Consider the following 19,412-nt stretch of genomic DNA (forward strand, 5'->3'; position numbering starts at 1 on the left):
AGCCGCAGGACGCCCTCCTCCGGCTCAGACCAGATGGAAATCGCCTGCGTGCGCTTGCAGCTCCGCCGCCTTGATCCCGGCAAAGGTGATCGTATCGCCGAACGCGGCCGTTATGACAGCGCCGGCGGCGGTATCGGCCGTGTGATTGGATAGCATGTCGTTCACGCTGGCGAAGATCGACTTGTCGAGTTGCACGGCGTCATTGTGCGCAACGAAATCGGTGATCACGTTGGTGCCGAAATGCGGGCGGAACAGGAACGTGTCCGGCTCGTTGTTGCCGGTCAACGTGTCACCATCGCCGCCGATCAGCACGTCCGGGCCATTGCCGCCGATCAGGATGTCGTGCCCCGCCGAGCCGTCGAGCACGTCCTGGCCGTTGCCGCCGTTCAGTGTGGTATGGCTTCCGGCCTGGTAATTGACGCCGGGATTGAACACGACGATGCTCAGCGTCGACGACGCCGTTGCGCCATGCGGATCGGCAATCGTGTAGGCGAAGGTGTCCTGCGCGACGATCTGCGACGGCAAGCCCCCCTTGTTGGCGACGTAGACATAGCTGCCGTCGGCATCCAGCGTCAGCGAGCCGTAGGTGCCGGCTATGGTGTGCCCGACATTGCCGGCCGCCCCGTCGACGGCGCTGACCACCGAGTGACCCTGATCGTGGATGTCAGGATCGGTGTCGTTGGACAGCACACCGTGCAACGCGTCAACCGACAGCGTCGACTTCTTGGCCGTGCCGTTGCTGTCCGCGACCGCGATCGGCGCGTCATTGGCGCCGTTGATGGTGAGGACGACATCCTGGGTGACGGCCCCGCCATGCGCATCGTCGATGATGACGGGCACCGTGACGGTGAGGCTCTCGCCGACCGACAGGAAATCGAGATCCTTGTCGACGATGCTGTAGCTCCAGTCGATCTTGCCTGCGTTGGTGTTGCCGGCCTCGGGCATGATCGTAAAGGCTGCCTCGAGCGAGGCGATCTGCGTCGGCGTGAGTTCCGACGTGTAGTCGTGCGTCGAGTCCTGCCAGGTCACCGTCTCGCCGGCGGTATTGATCGTCGCAGTCGGCCGGTCGTTGAGGTCGGGATCGGTGAAGGCGATCGTGCCGGCGGTCGCATCCGGCGTCGAACTTCCTGTGACGCCGGGCAATTCGCTGATCGTCCCCGTCAAGTTGGACAGTGCCGGCACTACCGACACGGGATCATTGATGCCGGTGAAGACGACCGTGATCTGTTGGGTCGAAGAGTCACTGACGCTCGAGCCGGTGTGGTGGTCGGCCACCGTGACGTCGTAGACCACAGTCAGCGTCTCGCCAGCCGCCAGGAAGTCCAGATTCTTGTCTGCCAGGTCGAACTGCCAGTTGAGCGTCCCGCTGGTGCCGTCGACGCCAATCGAATCGGTCAGCGCCGTTGCGAGGGCTGCCTGCGTCGCGAGCGGAATCGTGGCGCCGCCGGACCAGGTCGCGGTATCAAACGCCTCACTCGCGGTGTGGGTGTCGCCGGCATTCGCATCGGTGAACGTCAGTCTGCCGAGAAGTTCCTGCAGCGAGGCGGAATTGGTGGTGTTGGCCAATTCGGTCAGCGGATGCGGCGATCCCGGATCGGGCGACAGCACCGGCGGACGGTTCAGCACCTCAGTCTCGTTGAATGTACCGTCGGCGAATTCGAATTTCTGGATGTTGGTGACGGTGTCGGTCCCGTCAGGTGACCCGCCGCGCTGGTCGGCGATCAGGATCGCACCGCTGCCGAGCAGGGTCGCGATGTATTGCAGCCGGGTGCCGCTGTAGACGACCGTATTGGTGCCGCCCCCGCCATCGATCGTGTCGTTGCCGCCATTGCCGCGAAGCACGTTGTCGGCGGCGTTGCCGACGATCGTGTCGTTGCCCGAGCCGCCATTGGCGTCCTCGATCAGCGACGCGGTCTCGGTCGGGTTGTTCGGATCGATCAACGCATTGGCGATGTTGCCGCGCGCGAAATACTCAGCGCCGCCCGCCCCGTTATTGCCGAGATCGGCACGCTGCGCGTGCGCCGCGCTGGTGTCCAGAATGGTCCAGGCGCCGGGATTGAGATCGATGGAGAGGTTGGTCGTGTAATTGGAGAAGTCGTAGGTATCGGTGCCGCCGCCATCCCACAGCGTCATCAGCACGAAATTGCTTTGCGGCGCGCCCTGCCCGACGCCATCGATGAACTCCTCGCCGGTGGTCGGGCTCCAGGTGTAGGTGGTGTTGCCGTTGTGCGCCGTCGCACCATAGTTCGCGCCGTACATGTACTGGAGCGCGGCGATGTCATCCTGCATGTAGGTGGTCGGATGATCGGGCGCGTTGTCGCCATTGGTCGCATTGTCGCCAGGAAACTGGCTGTAGGTCATCACCGAGTATTCGTAAGAATTGTGATCAGCCGGCAGCGCAGGGAACGTCACGCCGTGCCCGTCCTGCGTGATGTGGCCGTGCTTCAATCCGAGATTATGGCCGGTCTCGTGCATGATGCCGGCCGCATCCTGGAAGCTGCCGAGCACCGGATTGGTGTAGCCGCCGGTGACGAACCATGCGTCGCCTTGCGCGCCCATCGCGGAGAACGGCGCGTTGCCGTTGTAGCCCAGTTCGGGCGGATTGGCCTCCGCGGTGCCGGGCGCGTTGCCAGGCACGTGCAGTCCGGTGTGCTGGGCGACACTGCTGTCGTCGGTGTAGTCAATCTTGTCGGCATTGGCGTAGCGCAGCGTCGCGCCGGCGCTCGTCGTCTCGGTGAAGGTGAGATTGGTGAAACTTGCGACGTTGGCGAGCGCCGTACGCACCGCCGTCTGCTGTGACGCGGTGAACGCGCCGAAATTGTCGATCTCCTGATAGCCGTATTCAGCGCTGCTGGTGGGAAACGAAAACGTCAGATTCTGCGCGCCGCCCGACCCCCACTCCCATCCCCAGAGAATGCCATCGATATCTGGATTACCGGACAAATTAACAACTTGAGTCATGGGAAAACTCCGTTTTGGGTGAAATGAAAAACGTCCCCAATTCCGTTCAGTTGTCTTGCTGACGCGCGATGCAATCCTTTCTGCTGAGGGTGCTTCCGATTTCAAAATTTGCGGCGCTAAGGCCGCTTGATTCGGGATTCACGAGCACCGCACCTGAAATCCGCGGCGGCGCGCGAGATTGTTAGGCTTGTGGCAACTACAAGTCAAACGTGTTTCTAATTATATAAAAACCATAAATTGTTAGACGAATTCGTTGAAAATTTTGTTCGGTTCAAGCACCGTCTGTGGGCAGCCTCATTCTGTGAGGGTAGTGTGATCGTCACAAACATGGAGGCACAGTCCGTGACTCCAATCACACGGGATTATCGCCGATGAGCGACCTCATCATCCGACATATGCGACCCGACGAGATCGCGCTCGCGATCGACTGGGCCGCGGCGGAGGGATGGAATCCCGGTCTCGCCGATGCGCCCTGCTTTGCCGCCGAGGATCCGTCGGGATTTTTCATCGGCGAGCTCGACCGAGAGCCGGTCGCGGTGATCTCCTGCGTCAATTACGGCGCAGGTTTCTCCTTCCTCGGCTTCTATATCGTGCGCCCGGATCTGCGCGGCCGCGGCTACGGTCTGAAGATCTGGAATGCGGCCATCGCGCATGCGCATCCGCGCGTGATCGGGCTCGATGGCGTGGTGGCGCAGCAGGCGAGCTACCAAAAGTCCGGCTTCGCGCTCGCTTACGCCAATGTGCGCTACGGCGGCACGGTCACTGCACCACCAGCGCCGAACGCCGGCATCGTCGCGCTGACCGAGGTGCCTATGGCGCTGGTCGAGGCCGATGACGCCACGGTGTTTCCTGCACCGCGTCCGGCCTTCCTGCGCGCCTGGATCAATACGCCGGGCCATGTCGGATGCGCGCTGATGCGCAACGGCAGGCTGGCCGGCTGGGGGGTGATCCGTCCGTGCCGTACCGGCCGCAAGATCGGTCCGCTCGTCGCCGACGACCGCGCCGGCGCCAAGACCATCCTGTCCGCATTGCTCGCGAGCGCAGGCGGCGGCGAGATATTCCTCGATGTGCCCGCGGTCAACCGCGATGCCGTCGCGCTGGCGCAAGGCCTCGGGCTGTCGCCGGTGTTCGAGACCGCGCGGATGTACACCGGCGCGATCCCGCCATTGCGGATCGATCGCGTGTTCGGCGTCACGACGTTCGAGCTGGGCTAGAGAAGCCTCTGCGTTCAAATGCCGCACGATCGCGGAACCGGTTCCTGTGAAGCGGCTCATAACGCGATCATTCAATACAGGAATACACCTCTGGTTGAGCGAGAGAGCCAGTTCAAGGCACTTCCGCACGCGCTGCGCTCGTCCGCGACAGAAGGAGGTGTCGCATGGCGTTCCTGTTCTTCAACTTCCGCAGCATGGGCCTCAGCGAGGCTCTCGCCAATGTCGGCGAACTCAAAGGCGTCGTCGCCAACAAACTGAAGCAGAACGGCTTCACCGATGTCGTCAATACCCAGTCGGAGGTCGCCGGCAACAAGAACGGCGTTCGCGTGTCCATCCTGCATCTGCACAATGTCGATCGGCAGTTCTGGCAGGTCTTCATGGCCGGCGGCGATACCGCGGCCACCAAGCAGACGCTCGACGACGTCGTGCACAAGGTGGAGCATCTTGCCTTCCTCTAGAGCTTCCGGTTCTGATCGAACCGGAGCTCCGAAGTCGTGCGAAATCCCCGCGGGCAAGCCGCGGGGGTTTGCGCTCCCTAATTCGCCGCGGCGTTGACCCGCGGGGTGGCGACGTTGTCCTGCTCCAGCTCCTCGGGCAGTCCGGCGAAACGCCTTAGCGCCTTCGCCATTTTCACACGGCCGCTGACGCCGGTGATGATGACGTCGACCATCACGAACGACGAGTGGAAGTGGCCTTGCGCCTTGAGCTGCTCGACCTTGACGCCGGCTTTCGCGAGCGCGTCGCCATAGGCATTGCCCTCGTCGCGCAGCGGATCGAACTCCGCAGTCGCGATGAACGCCGGGGGCAGGCCTTCAAGCTTGCCGCGCAACGGCGCGACGCGCGGATCGGTGCGGTCGGCGGGCGAGCAGTACAGGTCCCAGAACCAGAACATCAGCCCGCGGGTCAGGAAGTAGCCGGCCGCGTTGTCGACATAGGACTGCCGGTCGAACGAGGAGTCGGTGACCGGGCAGATCAAGAGCTGGCCCGCGATCTCGGGCCCGCCGCGATCGCGCGCGAGCTGGCAGGTCACGGCCGCGATGTTGCCGCCGGCGCTCCAGCCCGCGACCAGCACCGGCCCTGCCCGGCCGCCGAGCTCGGCGGTGTGGGCTGCGATCCAGCGCGTCGCCGCATAGCCGTCCTCGGCCGCAGCCGGGAAGCGATGCTCGGGCGCGTGGCGATAGCCGACGCTGACGATGATCATGCCGGTGCGCCGGCACAGATCGCGGCAGAACGGATCGTCCGACAGCTCGTCGCCAAGCACCCAGCCGCCGCCGTGGAAATACACCACGATCGGATGCGGCCCCGGCGTCGCCGGGCGATACAGCTTGTACGGCAGCGGACCTTCAGCGCCCTGCAGCATGCCGGTGCCGACCTCGCCGACCGGGCGGCCGGCGGGACGGCCCTTGTTGAACTCGTTGAGGAAGTCGCGCGCGCCCTGCGCGCCCATCGTCTCGATCGGCGGCAGGTTCATCTCGCCGAGCATCCCGAGCACCAGCCGCACATCGGGCTGCAAGCGCACCACCTCGCCGTCATTGCACTGCTCGGCAACGCCGGGTCCTGTGAGCTTGAAGCCGAGCATGCCGCGCCCGACCACCTCGTTGCAGATGCTGCGATACGGACCGACGCCGCCGGTATAAGGCATCACACCCTGCGGCTTGCCGGGCACATTGGCGCCCGTGTACCAGGTGTTGGCGAGCCGGTGCAGCGTCAGCGTCGCGCAGTCGGCCATGTGCCGTTCCCAGCCGGCCTGCGCGGCCTCGGTTGCTTCCATCGTCGTGAAACCGGCGTCACGCAGCGCGGCGATGCGGTCGACCACCCAGTCGACATGCTGCTCGATCGAGACAGCCATGTTCGACAGCACCGACGGGCTGCCGGGACCGGTGATCATGAACAGATTGGGGAAGCCCGCGACGGTGACGCCGAGATAGGTCTGCGGTCCGTGCGCCCAGACATCCGACAGCGACTTGCCGCCGCGGCCGGAGATCGGATGCACGGCCATGATGGCGCCGGTCATCGCGTCGAAGCCGGTGGCGAACACGATGACGTCGACATCGAAGCTGCGCTTGTCGGTCGAGATGCCGCCGGCGGTGATTGCCTTGATCCGCTCCTGCCGCAGATTCACCAGGGTCACGTTCGGACGGTTGTAGGTCGCATAGTAGTTGGTATCGAGGCAGGGACGCTTGGCGCCGAACGGATGATCGTGCGGGGCTAGCGCCGCGGCGATCTCCGGATCCTTGACCACGGCACCGATCTTCTCGCGGATCAGATCGGCGACCAGCCGGTTGCCGTCGACATCAACCGCCTGGTCGGCCCAGAGCTGGGTCAGGATGTGGACGAGGTCGCCCGCCGCCCACGCCTTCTCGAACCGCTCGCGGCGTTCGGCATCGCTCAATTGCCAGCTCACCACGGTCTGCTGCGGATACGGCACACCGGCCATCGACCAGCGCGCCTGCTCGCGATAGGCCGCACGATCAGTCTCGAAGAAGGTCTTGCGATCCTCCGGCGCCGGACCGTTGCCGGCCGGCAATGCGAAGTTCGGCGTGCGCTGGAACACGGTGAGTTGCGCGGCCTGTTCGGCGATCAACGGGATCGACTGAATGCCCGACGATCCGGTGCCGATCACGGCAACGCGCTTGCCCTTCAGATCGACGCCCTGATGCGGCCAGCGGCCTGTGAAATAGATCTCGCCTTTAAAATCCTTGACGCCGTCGATCTCCGGCGGCTTCGGCGACGACAGGCAGCCGGTCGCCATGATGTAGTGGCGGCACGAGACATTGGCGCCGTTGTTGGTCGCAATCTGCCAGCGCGACGTCGCATCATTCCAGTTCGCCTGCGTGACCTTGGTGCCGAACCTGATGTCACGGCGCAGATCGTAGCGGTCGGCGACGAAGCCGAGATAGCGCAAGATTTCCGGCTGGGTCGCGTATTTCTCCGACCAGGTCCATGCCTGATCGAGCTCGGGATCGAATGTATAGCTGTAATCGATGGTCTGGATGTCGCAGCGCGCGCCGGGATACCGGTTCCAATACCAGGTGCCGCCGACGTCGGCGCCCTCTTCGAGCGCAACAACCGAGAAGCCCGCCTTGCGCAACCGATGCAGCAGATAGAGACCGGCGAAACCGGCGCCGACGACCGCGACGTCGACCTGCTGCGTGGTTCCGCTGTGCGTGGAGTCCGAAGCGCGTGCTGCAACTGCTGCGTCTGGCATGCCATTCCTCCCGTATGTTTTGATTTGACGGAAGGCTAGCGCTGCGCTTTCAGTTTGTCATCACGACAAACGCAATCTGAGGTCGCCGCAATTATGACGCGTGCAGCCTGGAGCACGATGCGTAGCGTGTGGACGCAAGTGGTGACATGAGTTGTGGCGACGCAACGAGTACGAATGGCGCCACACACTCATCGTCGTCCCGGCGAACGCCGGGACCCATACTCCGCGGCGGATGTTGTGGACGCAACTCGTCGTTCCGCCCACGCGCAACAATGACCATCGGTGGTTATGGGTCCCGGCTCCCGTGCGCAATTGCGCACTAGGCCGGGACGACACCGAATATTTGGTCCCGCTTGTGGATCACAAACTCACTTGTTCTCAGAATAACGGGACCCGCACTGTGCACTACACCGACCGCATCAAACCGCCATCAACCCGGATGTTCTGTCCGGTGATGTAGCCCGCACCGTCGGAGACGAGGAAGCTGATCGTCGCGGCGATCTCCTCCGCCTTGCCGTAGCGCTTCATCGGTACGCTGTCGCGGCGCGCGTCGGTGGCCGGCAGACTGTCGATCCAGCCCGGCAGCACATTGTTCATGCGGACGTTGTCGGCGGCGTAGCTGTCGGTGAACAGTTTTGTGAACGCGGCGAGCCCGGCGCGGAACACCGCGGAGGTCGGAAACATCGCGCTCGGCTCGAATGCCCAGGCGGTGGAGATGTTGACGATCGCCCCCGATTTCTGGGCCTGCATGTGAGGCGCGACGAGACGTGTCGGTCGGATCACGTTGATCAGATAGACGTCGAGGCCGGTGTGCCACTGCTCGTCGGTCAGTTCCAGCACACCCGCGCGCGGGCCGTGGCCGGCGCTGTTGACCAGCGCGTCGATGCGGCCCCAGCGCGCCATCACGCCGTCGACGGCGCGCTTCAGATCATCGTTCGAACGGTTCGAGCCGGTGAAGCCGATGCCGCCGAGCTCGGCGGCCAGCGCCTCGCCCTTGCCCGACGACGACAGGATCGCAACGCGAAATCCATCTGCGGCAAGCCGCCGCGCCGCCGCCGCTCCCATGCCGCTGCCGCCTGCGATGACGAGTGCGACCTTCTCCAAAGCCATGACCTGGTATCCCTGTTGATGACGAAGCTGGCGCAAGGTCTATCATCAGGGATCGCGCGGCGCGACACCCGGGGCGGCGCTCAGGACGAGGTCGCGGCGAGCGCGATCAAGACGACAAAGACGCCAAGTGGCACCAGGTGCGAAAATTCACGGTGGCGCAGAACGGTGAAAACCGCGGCCGCAATGATGACCGCCCCAAGCACGAGGCCAGGAACCCGACTGACGGGAATTGCAATCAGCGCAGCGCTTATCAGTTCCAGTCCACCGGTCAAAATGCCCCACCAGCGCGGGTAGCCCCACCGCGCGAAATCGCCTTGGGTCGCTGACGTGCTGATCGCGTTGAAGAGGCCTGCGCCAAGGAAGCCGGCCACGAGCAGCCAGATCGAAAGAGCGTGTATCATCTCAGGGCACACCAATGATCAGGGGCATTGCCGCAAGGACCATGATCACCGCTGTGAGACCGTGCATGCCGAGGGCGCTTTTGGTTGAGCCTTTCGCGGCAAGTATGAGCAGCATGTCGCCGACGGGGATGATGGCTTCAACCAGCAGGAGGATGCCGACCTCGCGCGGCGCGCCGAACACCATGAACGCCAATACGGCCAATCCCGCGGCAATGTCGCGCACCCCCTTGAGGCGAAGCCACCATGCGATGTTGGTGCCATTGTCAGGAAGCGGCAGCCCGAAACTGCGTGTCGCGGTTGTCGGGCTCGCGAGATAGCTGGTGCCGATCGCGATAATTCCCAGGGCCAGGAGCAATCCCGTTCCGAGCGCAAGCCAATGCATCACATCGTCCTCGTCTAGCTTTATAACAATATCTAGCAACGCTAGATATATAGCAACGCTAGAATGTCAAGCGCGGGTATGATATTGATGTATTTGGACCTTCCCGGTCCGGGAGATCGACGATTGGGTACCGCTGAGCGGAAAGGCAGGGACCGTGCCGAGCGCGAGCGTCGCATTGTCGCGGCAGCGCGGGCGATCGCAGAGCGCGAAGGATGGGATGGCGTTACAATCCGCCGCCTCGCCGACGAGATCGAATATAGCCAGCCCGTCCTCTACTCACATTTCAAGAACCGGGGTGCGATTGTTGCGGCAGTTGCAGTCGAGGGCTTCAAGGACCTCGCGGTCGCACTTCGCGAAGCAGCGAGCGGATCGACGGGACGAAACGCCCTCAAGAATGTCGCCCTGGCCTATCTCGCTTTTGCGCTGGATCGTCCCGCGCTCTACGACGCCATGTTTGTCCTGCCAACGGATTTGCGGTTCGCCGAAGCTGGCACCAGACCCGAACTGCGGGCCGGTTTCGAAGCCCTCGCGGCGGTCGTCGCGCCGTTTTGCGTCGACGTAGCTGATGTGACCGAGACTTTTTGGGCAGCCCTCCATGGGCTCGCTGCACTCGAACGTTCAGGCCGAGTTAGGCCCGGCGCGCGCAACCAACGCATCGCACTCGTGGTCCGGGCGATCGTCGTTTCCGGAAACAGCTCGCGTGCTCGCGGCTGAGACGTTCAGTTGAACGACTGCTTCGGCGCATCGAGACCGGCCGCTCGCTTGTCAGTCTGCGCGCTGGTCTGCCGCGCAGTGTCGCCCTACTTCCGGAACACCTGCTTCGAACAGGCGTCGAACCTGGCGACGGGCCGGTCCATCTGCCACAGCTCGACATCATGGCGGTCGACAAGACGGCTGGCCGATGTGACGGCCGCATCGTCGTCGCTGCAATCCATGTTGACCACGCCGATGGATCGGCTGTGCGGTCCGACAATATAGGCGCGATAGGTCGTCATCTTCGTTCTCCGGCTGGTGCGGCGAAGATGAGCGCGAGGGCGTAGGAATTCGAGAAGACCCGCGACGAGATCTTATAAAGACGGAATAGGTAAAGACGGAATAGGCGCCTGCCGCGAACAGCCCACCGGGCGCGGCAGACCGCTCCGAACCGCCGTCAGGCCGGCGCGCCGTTCTTGAGCAGCTTGGTCACGGCCGCGACCAGTTCGTCGGGCGAGAACGGCTTGTTCAGCAGTACGCTATCCGGCACACCCCGGGTCGGCCACTCGTCGCCGCCGCCGCCGGTGATGTAGAGCACCGGAAAAGATGGATCGATCTCGCGGGCGCCGCGCGCCACGCGCCAGCCGTCGAGCCGGCCAAGCAGGCGAATGTCGGTCACCAGCGCACTGTATTTGGTTCGGAACGCTTTCAGCAGCGTCAGGGCTTCCTCACCCGAGCCTGCGATCGCCGGCTCATAGCCGCCGTCCCTCAGGGCGTCCTCTACCATCATCTGAAGATCACGATCGTCTTCGATGACGAGAATGATCGGCACGTCTTGCAAAGCTATCCCCCAGAAATCAGCCGGGTGCGCCCGGCTCCGCGAGCATATGCAGCAAATAGTGGCTACCGTTTGCACGGCATCCCCAGTAAAAATACGGGTATCAGACGCGTCCTATTCGTCGGCGAATTCGTCTTCTTCGTTGACCCCCGCTTTACCCCGCGGGGCCGGCTTTCTGCCGCCAAGCGATCCTGTGACATAAGGTTCGCGCGCTGCATAGGGGCTACGGCCGCCGGCACGCGCCGCGACCTCGTCGCCGGAGACGGCAGCGGGCTGGCAGATCAGGCGCCGGCTGGCCCGGCGCATCAGATCCACATGGATGTGGTCGTAATGATAGACGTTGGAACCCGGCGCCAGCACCGTGGTGAATTGCTGGCAGGCGGCGGCCTGAACATCGCGCAGAAAGCCCTGCTCCTCCGGCAGGCCCTTCCAGCCGTCCTTCACCGAGATGCGCCGGCCGTCAGAGAGCGTGAAGGCCGCAATATCGAGCGCATTGCCGAAGGCGTGCTCGGAAATATGCGCGTGCGAATTGCCGTTCATGCCGCGGCAGGAATAGGCCGAGATCTGCTTGATCTCGACCACGCGCGCGCCGAACCAGCGTTGCGCCGCCGGCTGCACGGAATCGGCGAGCCAGCGCTCCAGCACCGAGACGATCGGACACGCCAGCGTTGCCGCAGGCTTCACTGCAACCGGGCCGACCGCCATCACCGGGTTGCCGTTCGACGGGCCGAGCCGCGGCGGCGGTGCTACGCCTGGCGGCTGCTGCGAATACGGCGCAGGTGAATAAAGCGCGGTCGCGCCCTCGCGCTGCGGATTACTGCGCAGGCCGGGATAATAAGGTCGCTCGCCGTTAGCATCGGGCGAGCCATCCGGCGGCAGGTCGATCTCGCCCTGCTGCGGCGGGACGCCGGGCGCCGACAGCGACACCGGTCCGCTCTGCTGGCCGCCATAGTTCGGCTGACCGACGGCTTGTTCGGAATACGGCGCCTGTGCGGGCGCCGGGCCCGGTTGACGATTGATCGGCCAACGCGGCTGGTTGCCGACCGACGCCGGCGGACGCAGGCTGTCGTCGGCAAATCCGTAAGCTGCACTGGCTTCGCCGAGCGCGGCGACCTTGAGCGGAAACTCGGCGCCGCAGACACCGGGGCCGGAAATCGGATCGATGCGGACGAGGTCCGGGCCTTCCTTGACCGCGCCTGATTTCAGGCATGCGGCCTCGGCCTCGGCCCGCCACGGTTCGCGCTCGGCAGTCTGAAACAGACCGCGGCCGCAACCAGCAAGCGACACAAGGACAAGGGAGCCGACGAGATACAAACGAACTCCACGCGTCATGGCGCGGAGGTTCTGCGAATTTGATTAAAGACTCTTCAACGCATTTCGATCGTTTGATTTCAGCTGTCTTTAACCATGCGGTGGAACCCGGCACGGCAATTCGCGCGACCGCATCGATCTCGTTGTCAGCAACTGTCGCGAATGCTCTGCGTCACGACACTGCAGCGCGAGGTGATTGCCACCGCGCTGTCGTGATCGAGAATGCATCGGGCTCAACATTCTGTGCCCGGCATCGTCATTCACCTTTGGATTGCGTTTCTAAACACCACAATCTTGCTGAGATCTGACAGACGGTATCCCGGGCCGGCGACCTGTCCGTAACCCGCAACGCAGCGGAATTTATTTGCGGACGCTTCAACATCTTGATTCGCCGCCTGTTTGAGCCAGACACCGCAATGCGGCATCACGCGGGAACATCGAGCTTGGCAGCAAGGCTGACTTTTTTGGCCAGGAACCACTTGCTAGCTTTTGTGTTAATGCGGGCAGCGTTGTGAACCAAGGGAGCGTCCCAATGGATTTCGCGAGTCCTCTGCTGAGCAAGCTGAGCATTGTGGCCGCGTACATCGCGTTCGCCTTCGTCGGCGCCATCGTCCTCGGCGTGTTCTAAAGTATTCGACTAGGCATGAGTTCAGCGCCCGGCGGCCGCCCCCGCCGAGCGCTTTTGCTTTTCTTGCGATAACTGATTCCGTCACCCTGAGGAGCGCGCAACGCGCGCGTCTCGAAGGGTCGACGGCCACCAGCCGGGCCGTTCATCCTTCGAGACGCCCGCAAGCGTGGGCTCCTCAGGATGACGGTGATAAGACGGTGATAGACTGCGCATCGCCTACATTCAAAAATTCGAACAGCTCGATCCGGTGATGCCGCCGATCGTAAAATCGTGGCAGACGAGGCCGGGATTATCAGGATGGGGATAGCCGTCGTCGCGCCGGCGCGGCTCACGGATGGTGTGGCTGAAGCGCCAGCCGCGGGTGCGCATGCAGCTCTTGTATTGCCGCGACGTCGGCGTGCCGTTCTGCGGCGCGCCGAGCTGCGCATCGCAGACCGCAGCGTCGGCATGCAGCGCGTCGTCGCCGCGCTTCTGTTTTGACATGTTGGTGTAGATGTCGTTGTCGGCATGGGCGGCGGCGACGCTGCCGGCGAGCAGCAGCGCGGCCAGGCTCAGGCGCTTCATATTTGCCTCCATCGCTTGCGAAGACAGTGTTGACCTCTATCGGTCGCGCGCGAGACCGCAAACGGTTCGACGGCGTCCGGTTACAAATTGGACAGCTGCGCGTTCAGGAGCGCGGCTCACTCCGGAGCTGCCCCTGCGTGATCACGCGGTGACGTGCGCGCGAGACGCGGACCCAATCGGCACCGGTGCAGTAGACGCGGCCGAGCGCGCAGGACAAGACCCGCAGTCTATCGGCCCCCTTCAACTCGAGCGTGCCGTAACGGATGGTGCCGCTGTCATGGCTGGTGACACCGCCATCCCAGCGCGCCTCCTGCTTAGGCTTCATGTTGATCAGCACCGCTTCACCGAGATCGCGCGTGGTCTTGTCGAGCGCATAGCCGCACAGCGCCGTGCCGCAGAGACGGATGCGCACCAGATCGTTGGCTTCGGTCTGCCAGTCGCCGATCGGACCGTCGTCGGGTTCGTCGGCCTCGCGCGAGACGCGCAGCACCGGCGGCGCCGGCACCTCGGCCGGCGGTGGAGGCGGTGCGGCGACAACCGGTGTTGACTGGGGCGTCATCACGCGAGGCGGCGATGGTGCTCACGGCGGCGGCGCGGCCGCGGGCGCAACTGGAGCGGGCTTGTACACGATGTTCGGCGGCGGCGCGGGAGGTGCTGCCGGCATAGGCGCGGGCAGCGCGCTCGCGGCCGGCGTGGCAGGGGTTGCCGCCGTCGCCGCAGGTGCGGGCACCGGCTTGATCGCGCGGCCGTTGTCAGCGTCGTCATCGCGCCTGGATGCGCCCGACACCGAGACGCAGGACAGCGAGCGGAACCGCGTCGAATCGAGATGGACGCGGTGGCCGCCAATCGAAAACGAGATGCCCTCGCCGGCATGGGCGAGCGGCATGAACAGCATCAGCGCGACGAGCAGGCAGAAGCGCTTCATCGAAACCACCAAACGTCCGATGACGCTAGGAGCGCGGCGTCCACGGCGCAGTGATCTCCGTCACCGTGGCGAACCATTCGGCTCTGCCTGGCAACGTGATGCACATCACCGAAACGGGAGCCGGCGGCGCGTAGCGTCCGGACCAATCGCTGCACCCCCGCTCAACGCCATGGAGACCAAGATGAAGAAGCTCGTTGCGATCGCCGCGCTGCTGATGGCCACCACATCAGCGCATGCCGGCGGAACCGGCATCACCTTCCAGATCGACGGCCAGCGCATCCATGTCGAGGCGCCGCGCAATTGCAGCGCGCTGTCCTGCATCCGAATCTCGGCGCCGGGCTATAACGGCACGATCGGCGGCATCAGCAAGAATCTGGGCTCGAAGTACGACGATGATGACGATGTCGCCCCGACGAACGCGCCACCGCCTGCCCCTGCACCCGCGCCGGTTCAGGCCACCGCGCCGCAGCCGGCTGCGCCGGTCGCAGCCGCCGTCCCGCCGCCCGCTCCTCCCGCCGCTTCGACGACGGTTGCCACCGCGGCTCCCGCGCCGGTCGACGCCGCACCCGCTGCGCCTGCCCCGGTCGCCGCACAGCCTGCGCCGCCCGCCGCAAGCCGCTCCGGTTGCCGTCGCGCCAGCTCCGGCGCCGACCGGACCGATCGGCGTCTGGGCCACCGAGGAGAACAAGGGCAATGTCCGCGTCGAAGCGTGCGGCGACAATCTGTGCGGCTACTCCGAGAAGACCAACGAGCGCATCCTGATCAACATGCGGCCCGACGGCAGCAAATGGAGCGGCCGCATCCACGATCCCGACTCCGGCCGCAACTACGACTCGACGATCGCGATGAAGGGCCCGAATGCGATGCGCGTGCAGGGCTGCGCCTTCGGCGGCATGTTCTGCGGCGGCCAGACCTGGAAGCGGGTCGGCTAGGACGTCAAAGCGGCACGGTCTGATGTCCGCTGCCGCGCAAACGGCGAGCGGACATCAGGTTTTCTACCGCCCGACGGTCGCTTCATGTCGATGACCGGACGCGCTATAAGCGTCGCAATGTCGAGGTTGAATCGAACCTGCAGGCGGCTTGCGATGGCGATGACGGCTCTTGAACTCGGTCTCCGGGGCGCGGTGGTCGCGCTGTTCCTGGTGGTTTGCGCGGTGCTGCTGCTGCGCTACGCGGCGGTGCATCGCGCTGCGCATCTCGGTGCCGCGATGGGCGTGGCCGGCGCGGCCTACGCGATCACGACCGCACCCTTCTTTCCCGCATCGTCATTCGGCTGGAGTTCTCCGTTCATCGCCTTCGCGATGGGCTCGCCGGTGATCTTCTGGCTGTGGGCGCGCGCGATGTTCGACGAGCGGTTTGCCCTGCGGCCCTGGCACGCGGCGGTGTGGACGCTGGTCGCAGGCCTCGGCGTCGTGAGCCACAATTGCTGGACGATCTGGCCCGATCTCGCCGGGCCGTGCGGCCGCGCCCTGGCGCTGGCAACGATCGGCTTCGCCGTGCTCGGGATCGCGCAAATTCCGAAGGGATGGCGCACCGCCGTGACGACCGCACGCGGCCGGATCCGGATCGCGCTGCTGATCGGCATTGGCCTTCAGATGATGTTCGCCGCGGCGGCCGGGCTCGCCGCAATGCCGACCCGGTCCATCGGCCTCAGCGCCGCACTCGCCCTTGCCGCATTCGCGCTGATCGCGATCTGGATGATGCTGTTCGATCCGCCCGAGAGCCAGCCGGCGGTAGCCAGCGTCGGCGGGCGGAGCCAGGCCGCGCCGGTCGCCGCGCGTTCGCTCGCCAATGCTGCTCCGCCGCCGTCCAGCCAAGCCGCGCTCAATCACCTCAAGCATCTGATGGCGACCGAGCGGACCTACCGGCAGGAGGGGCTGACCATCGGCGTGCTCGCGGTCAAGCTCGGCATGCCGGAATACCGGCTGCGGACGCTGATCAATGACGGGCTCGGCCATCGCAACTTTAACGCCTTCCTCAACCGCTACCGGCTCGACGAAGCCAAGGCGGCGCTCGCCGATGCCGGCCAGACCGAGGTGCCGGTGCTGACGATTGCGCTCGACGCCGGGTTCCAGTCGCTGGCGCCGTTCAACCGCGCCTTCAAGGTCGACACCGGGCTGACGCCGACCGAGTTTCGGCGCCGGGCGACGGCCGCGCAAACCACGGACGCTGCGGAAAACGCCCGGCCGGGGTGAGAATTCGCTCCTCGATTTCAGAAATCGATAGGCTTGCGGCCCCACAATCTGCCTAGCTGCGCCGACACGGGCGCAGATCGCGCTGAGGCGTGGCATGACAACGTGACCTGGCAACGTGACCTGGCAAGCGGAGTTCGACGGCCGATGAAGCATTTTTTCACTGCGGCAAAGTTGCTGGCCCTCGACCTGGCGTCGACCCTTGTCTTTCTCGTTCTGTTCCTGCTGACGCACAACACCGCGCTTTCGGTCGGCCTCGGCATCGCCTTCGGCGTCACGCAGATCGGCATCCAGATGGTTCGCCGGAGGCGGATCGACACCATGGAATGGCTGAGCCTGTTCCTGGTGGTCACCGCCGGCACCGCGACATTGCTAACGAATGACCCGCGCTTCGTGCTGTTCAAGCCGAGCGTGATTTACACCATCGTCGGCGTCGTGATGCTGAAGCCTGGCTGGCTCAACCGCTATCTGCCCGAGATCGCACAGACCGTCGTGCCCGATGTCGCCGTCATGGTCGGCTACGCCTGGGCAGCCCTGATGTTCACCTCCGCCGCCGTGAACGCCTTCGTCGCGCTGACCTGCGAGATCACGACATGGGCTGTGGTGATGCCGATCTTCGGTATCGTCAGCAAGATCGTGGTGTTCCTCGGCGGCTTTGCCGCGATCCGCTTCACCGCCAGGCGCCGCATCCGGGCCATGCCCGAGGCCCAGCGCGAGGCCGTGCTCGCGCTCGAGGGGGCTCCGGCGACGGCGACCCCGTAAGGGCTGACGTCAACCGCCCGCGTGTGGTTAACGAAACAAACCGGCGCGCGACGAAACCATTTTGCCGTGCGCACGAAGAATTGCCGAAACCAAGCCTCCCTACTGATGGCCTCGACGACGCGCTGCAACGGCGCGATCACCACAAGGGGGACATCATGGCTTTCACCGCTTCCGCGCTTCGTCACGGCAAACTGCTGGCGGCAACCGCGTTCACGATCGGCCTGTTGACCTCGGCGTCCTATGCTTACACCGACGAGCAGCAGCAGATGTGCACCGGCGATGCGATGCGGCTGTGCAGTTCGGAAATCCCCGACGTCGATCGCGTTACCGCCTGCATGGTGCGCCAGCGCGCGCTGCTCAGCGACGGCTGCAAGGCGGTGTTCCACTACGTGCCGCCCGCAACCGCCGCGCAGCCTGCAAGCTACGCTCCCGCGGCCAAGCCGGCGAAGCCACTCAACATCACTCCTCACAAGCGCGGCTAAGCAAAACCCCAACGACGACCAAGCACCGCGCCTCCTTCCGGAAGCGCGGTGCTTGATCGTTCGGGTCCGCCATGACAACAAGGCAGGACCGTTCATTCGGCATTCAGCCTGACGCGGCTCAATTGCCGATCCCCAATGCCTCCCGGGAATCGATGGTGATGCGCCGCGCCTTCCTTTATGCGCTTCTGCTTGGTGCCGGCGTGACCATCGGTTGGCATGCAGGGGCGAATGCCGCGCCGGACCTGATGCAGCTTGCGCAAGCACAGCCTGCAGCGGCCCCCTCGCCCACCCCGGCGCCGAGCGCGACACCGTCGACGCCGGCGCCTGCCACCCCCGCTCCGGCCGCCGCGCCGCAGGCGACGGCGCCCGAGCCGATCGGCAACGTCGCGACTCTGACCGGCACCGCCACCGTCACCCGCAACAACACCACGACGCCGCTGCAGATCCGCGACGACATCTTCGCCAATGACGACGTCGCCACATCCGCGACCTCCTCGCTCGGCATCACCTTCAACGACGGCACCACGTTCAACCTGCGGGCCAACGCCAGAATCACGATCGACAATTATGTCTACGAAGACGGCGGCCAGCAGAACAGCGCGCTGTTCAACGTCGCCAAGGGCACGGCGGCGTTCGTCGCCGCCGCCGTCGCCAAGACCGGCGACATGAAGATCTCGACGCCGACCGCGACGCTCGGCATCCGCGGCACCACCGGCCTTGTCGAGGTGCCCGAAGGCGCGACCGCGATCAGCAACAATGTCGGCATCAAGCTCTATCCCGACGCCGACGGACATGTCGGCCGCATCGAGGTCAACGACCGCGGCGGCACCTCGCTCGGCGTGCTGACGCACGGGGCGAGCGGGTTTGCGATTCGCCCCGGCACCGGCGGTGCCCGCTTCGCAGCCGTGCCGCTGACGATCTCGCCGCAACAGATGACGCGTGACCAGGGCTTTGTGCGCGCGGTGCATTCCGCGCAGACGCTGGGCCGCCAGGTGGTGACCGAGCAGCGTGACTTCCGCCGCGCCAATCCCGACTTCCGCAGGGCCAATCCGGCGGCGCCCTATCCGAATCGTGGCCAGCCGGTGCAGCCGAACCCGCAGCGCCAGAACGGCTTGCCGGGCCAGAACCGCAATGCGCCGCAGCAGCCGGGTCAGCAGAACCGTCCGGGCCAGTTGCAGCAGCCCGGCCAGCCGAACCGTCCGGGCCAGCCGCAGCAACCGGGCACGCAACCCGGCACACCTGGCCGGCAAGGCTCGCAGCAGCAGCCGGGCAAACAGCAGCAAGGCGGCGCGCAGCACGCGCTGCCCGGCCAGCCCGGCGGCACGACGCTGCCGCACGCGCCCGGCGTCCAGACGCCAGCCGGACAGCAGCCTGCGGGACAACCTGCGCGCCAAGAACCAACGCGCCAAGGCGGTGCGACGCCATCCGGCGGGCAACAATCACCTGCACGTCAAGGCGGCCTGCAGCCCGGACGCACACAGCCGCCGGGCGGCGTGCGCCAGCCAGGACAGCCCGGTCAACCAAGCGTGCCGCGACAAGGTGCGGTGCAGCCTGCGCCGCCGGCACCGGGCCAGGCGCGGCCCGGCATCCAGCAGGCCGCACCTGGCGTCCGCCCCGGCGCGCAACGGCCCGCAGTGCAGGCACGCCCCGCGTTCCAGCAACGGCGCGCACCGCCGCCGCGCGCCGCGAAGCCGCCGCCCAAGAACAAGCGTCAGTAACCGAACGAAGTGGCACCGGCGAC

At 65.2% G+C, this 19,412-nt stretch carries 19 protein-coding genes and 1 pseudogene; 8 read left to right on the plus strand and 12 right to left on the minus strand.

Features of this window, described 5'->3' with window-relative positions:
- Positions 1–24: 24 nt before the first annotated feature.
- Positions 25–2,961 (minus strand): Ig-like domain-containing protein, encoded by a 2,937-nt coding sequence (locus ACVIGA_RS10160; RefSeq protein ID WP_456666270.1) that lies wholly within the window; start codon positions 2,959–2,961, stop codon positions 25–27.
- Positions 2,962–3,332: 371 nt separating this feature from the next.
- Between ACVIGA_RS10160 and ACVIGA_RS10165 the strand changes: the two genes are divergently transcribed.
- Together ACVIGA_RS10165 and ACVIGA_RS10170 are read left to right on the plus strand one after the other, a co-directional pair.
- Complete coding sequence (locus tag ACVIGA_RS10165; protein WP_456666271.1) at positions 3,333–4,175, plus strand: GNAT family N-acetyltransferase; 843 nt, start codon at positions 3,333–3,335, stop codon at positions 4,173–4,175.
- Positions 4,176–4,339: 164 nt separating this feature from the next.
- A complete protein-coding gene (locus tag ACVIGA_RS10170; protein ID WP_456666272.1) occupies positions 4,340–4,633 on the plus strand; it encodes a hypothetical protein in 294 nt (97 codons plus the stop codon).
- 77 nt (positions 4,634–4,710) lie between these two features.
- On the opposite strand, the gene ACVIGA_RS10175 is transcribed toward ACVIGA_RS10170, so the two are convergent.
- From ACVIGA_RS10175 to ACVIGA_RS10190, 4 genes are all read right to left on the minus strand, one after another.
- A complete protein-coding gene (locus ACVIGA_RS10175) occupies positions 4,711–7,383 on the minus strand; it encodes a flavin-containing monooxygenase (RefSeq protein ID WP_456666273.1) in 2,673 nt (890 codons plus the stop codon).
- A 405-nt stretch (positions 7,384–7,788) separates the two neighbouring features.
- Complete coding sequence (locus ACVIGA_RS10180; RefSeq protein WP_456666274.1) at positions 7,789–8,493, minus strand: SDR family oxidoreductase; 705 nt, start codon at positions 8,491–8,493, stop codon at positions 7,789–7,791.
- 80 nt (positions 8,494–8,573) lie between these two features.
- Positions 8,574–8,894 carry a DoxX family protein gene (locus ACVIGA_RS10185; RefSeq protein ID WP_456670778.1) on the minus strand — a complete coding sequence of 107 codons (321 nt, stop codon included), beginning with the start codon at positions 8,892–8,894 and terminating at the stop codon, positions 8,574–8,576.
- Between the two features lies 1 nt (position 8,895).
- The gene (locus ACVIGA_RS10190) at positions 8,896–9,276 is read right to left on the minus strand and encodes a DUF4267 domain-containing protein (RefSeq protein ID WP_456666275.1); all 381 of its coding nucleotides are present in this window, start codon (positions 9,274–9,276) and stop codon (positions 8,896–8,898) included.
- Positions 9,277–9,399: 123 nt separating this feature from the next.
- On the opposite strand from ACVIGA_RS10190, the gene ACVIGA_RS10195 reads away from it, so the two are divergent.
- A complete protein-coding gene (locus tag ACVIGA_RS10195; protein WP_456666276.1) occupies positions 9,400–9,990 on the plus strand; it encodes a TetR/AcrR family transcriptional regulator in 591 nt (196 codons plus the stop codon).
- 86 nt (positions 9,991–10,076) lie between these two features.
- On the opposite strand, the gene ACVIGA_RS10200 is transcribed toward ACVIGA_RS10195, so the two are convergent.
- The 7 genes from ACVIGA_RS10200 to ACVIGA_RS10230 form a co-directional block, all read right to left on the minus strand.
- Positions 10,077–10,271, minus strand: coding sequence for a hypothetical protein (locus ACVIGA_RS10200; protein WP_342727590.1), 195 nt, complete (start codon positions 10,269–10,271; stop codon positions 10,077–10,079).
- Between the two features lie 155 nt (positions 10,272–10,426).
- Positions 10,427–10,810: a response regulator gene (locus ACVIGA_RS10205; protein ID WP_050403215.1), complete on the minus strand. Its 384-nt coding sequence runs from the start codon at positions 10,808–10,810 to the stop codon at positions 10,427–10,429.
- 111 nt (positions 10,811–10,921) lie between these two features.
- Positions 10,922–12,139, minus strand: a complete 1,218-nt coding sequence (locus tag ACVIGA_RS10210; protein WP_456666277.1) for an extensin-like domain-containing protein — start codon at positions 12,137–12,139, stop codon at positions 10,922–10,924.
- 829 nt (positions 12,140–12,968) lie between these two features.
- A complete protein-coding gene (locus ACVIGA_RS10215) occupies positions 12,969–13,310 on the minus strand; it encodes a hypothetical protein (protein WP_456666278.1) in 342 nt (113 codons plus the stop codon).
- 103 nt (positions 13,311–13,413) lie between these two features.
- On the minus strand, positions 13,414–13,869 hold the full coding sequence (locus tag ACVIGA_RS10220; protein ID WP_456666279.1) for a DUF2147 domain-containing protein: 456 nt from the start codon (positions 13,867–13,869) through the stop codon (positions 13,414–13,416).
- A gap of 21 nt (positions 13,870–13,890) precedes the next feature.
- Positions 13,891–14,235 carry a hypothetical protein gene (locus ACVIGA_RS10225; RefSeq protein WP_456666280.1) on the minus strand — a complete coding sequence of 115 codons (345 nt, stop codon included), beginning with the start codon at positions 14,233–14,235 and terminating at the stop codon, positions 13,891–13,893.
- 105 nt (positions 14,236–14,340) lie between these two features.
- Positions 14,341–14,556, minus strand: coding sequence for a hypothetical protein (locus ACVIGA_RS10230; RefSeq protein ID WP_456671016.1), 216 nt, complete (start codon positions 14,554–14,556; stop codon positions 14,341–14,343).
- On the opposite strand from ACVIGA_RS10230, the pseudogene ACVIGA_RS10235 reads away from it, so the two are divergent.
- The 5 genes and pseudogenes from ACVIGA_RS10235 (at position 14,498) to ACVIGA_RS10255 (ending at position 19,389) form a co-directional block, all read left to right on the plus strand.
- A pseudogene (locus ACVIGA_RS10235) lies at positions 14,498–15,167 on the plus strand (DUF2147 domain-containing protein). The gene ACVIGA_RS10230 and the pseudogene ACVIGA_RS10235 overlap by 59 nt on opposite strands.
- Positions 15,168–15,320: 153 nt before the next feature.
- The gene (locus ACVIGA_RS10240; RefSeq protein ID WP_456666281.1) at positions 15,321–16,430 is read left to right on the plus strand and encodes a helix-turn-helix domain-containing protein; all 1,110 of its coding nucleotides are present in this window, start codon (positions 15,321–15,323) and stop codon (positions 16,428–16,430) included.
- A 144-nt stretch (positions 16,431–16,574) separates the two neighbouring features.
- Complete coding sequence (locus ACVIGA_RS10245; protein WP_456666282.1) at positions 16,575–17,189, plus strand: inner membrane-spanning protein YciB; 615 nt, start codon at positions 16,575–16,577, stop codon at positions 17,187–17,189.
- A 155-nt stretch (positions 17,190–17,344) separates the two neighbouring features.
- On the plus strand, positions 17,345–17,671 hold the full coding sequence (locus ACVIGA_RS10250) for a hypothetical protein (RefSeq protein ID WP_456666283.1): 327 nt from the start codon (positions 17,345–17,347) through the stop codon (positions 17,669–17,671).
- Between the two features lie 71 nt (positions 17,672–17,742).
- Positions 17,743–19,389: a FecR domain-containing protein gene (locus ACVIGA_RS10255; RefSeq protein ID WP_456666284.1), complete on the plus strand. Its 1,647-nt coding sequence runs from the start codon at positions 17,743–17,745 to the stop codon at positions 19,387–19,389.
- The last annotated feature ends 23 nt before the right edge of the window (positions 19,390–19,412 follow it).

The sequence above is a fragment of the Bradyrhizobium sp. USDA 3240 genome, assembly GCF_054063295.1.

Bases quoted from the DNA above. Each gene is read 5' to 3' on its own strand.
- ACVIGA_RS10220 (WP_456666279.1), bottom strand. From the start codon at position 13,869: ATGACGCCCCAGTCAACACCGGTTGTCGCCGCACCGCCTCCACCGCCG.
- ACVIGA_RS10160 (WP_456666270.1), bottom strand. From the start codon at position 2,961: ATGACTCAAGTTGTTAATTTGTCCGGTAATCCAGATATCGATGGCATT.
- ACVIGA_RS10200 (WP_342727590.1), bottom strand. From the start codon at position 10,271: ATGACGACCTATCGCGCCTATATTGTCGGACCGCACAGCCGATCCATC.
- ACVIGA_RS10230 (WP_456671016.1), bottom strand. From the start codon at position 14,556: ATGCAGGACAGCGCGCTGCAATTGCGCGGCGCCTCGACATGGATGCGC.
- ACVIGA_RS10250 (WP_456666283.1), top strand. From the start codon at position 17,345: ATGGCTTTCACCGCTTCCGCGCTTCGTCACGGCAAACTGCTGGCGGCA.
- ACVIGA_RS10210 (WP_456666277.1), bottom strand. From the start codon at position 12,139: ATGACGCGTGGAGTTCGTTTGTATCTCGTCGGCTCCCTTGTCCTTGTG.
- ACVIGA_RS10225 (WP_456666280.1), bottom strand. From the start codon at position 14,235: ATGAAGCGCTTCTGCCTGCTCGTCGCGCTGATGCTGTTCATGCCGCTC.
- ACVIGA_RS10255 (WP_456666284.1), top strand. From the start codon at position 17,743: ATGACAACAAGGCAGGACCGTTCATTCGGCATTCAGCCTGACGCGGCT.
- ACVIGA_RS10240 (WP_456666281.1), top strand. From the start codon at position 15,321: ATGGCGATGACGGCTCTTGAACTCGGTCTCCGGGGCGCGGTGGTCGCG.
- ACVIGA_RS10165 (WP_456666271.1), top strand. From the start codon at position 3,333: ATGAGCGACCTCATCATCCGACATATGCGACCCGACGAGATCGCGCTC.
- ACVIGA_RS10175 (WP_456666273.1), bottom strand. From the start codon at position 7,383: ATGCCAGACGCAGCAGTTGCAGCACGCGCTTCGGACTCCACGCACAGC.
- ACVIGA_RS10245 (WP_456666282.1), top strand. From the start codon at position 16,575: ATGAAGCATTTTTTCACTGCGGCAAAGTTGCTGGCCCTCGACCTGGCG.
- ACVIGA_RS10170 (WP_456666272.1), top strand. From the start codon at position 4,340: ATGGCGTTCCTGTTCTTCAACTTCCGCAGCATGGGCCTCAGCGAGGCT.
- ACVIGA_RS10180 (WP_456666274.1), bottom strand. From the start codon at position 8,493: ATGGCTTTGGAGAAGGTCGCACTCGTCATCGCAGGCGGCAGCGGCATG.
- ACVIGA_RS10215 (WP_456666278.1), bottom strand. From the start codon at position 13,310: ATGAAGCGCCTGAGCCTGGCCGCGCTGCTGCTCGCCGGCAGCGTCGCC.
- ACVIGA_RS10190 (WP_456666275.1), bottom strand. From the start codon at position 9,276: ATGCATTGGCTTGCGCTCGGAACGGGATTGCTCCTGGCCCTGGGAATT.
- ACVIGA_RS10185 (WP_456670778.1), bottom strand. From the start codon at position 8,894: ATGATACACGCTCTTTCGATCTGGCTGCTCGTGGCCGGCTTCCTTGGC.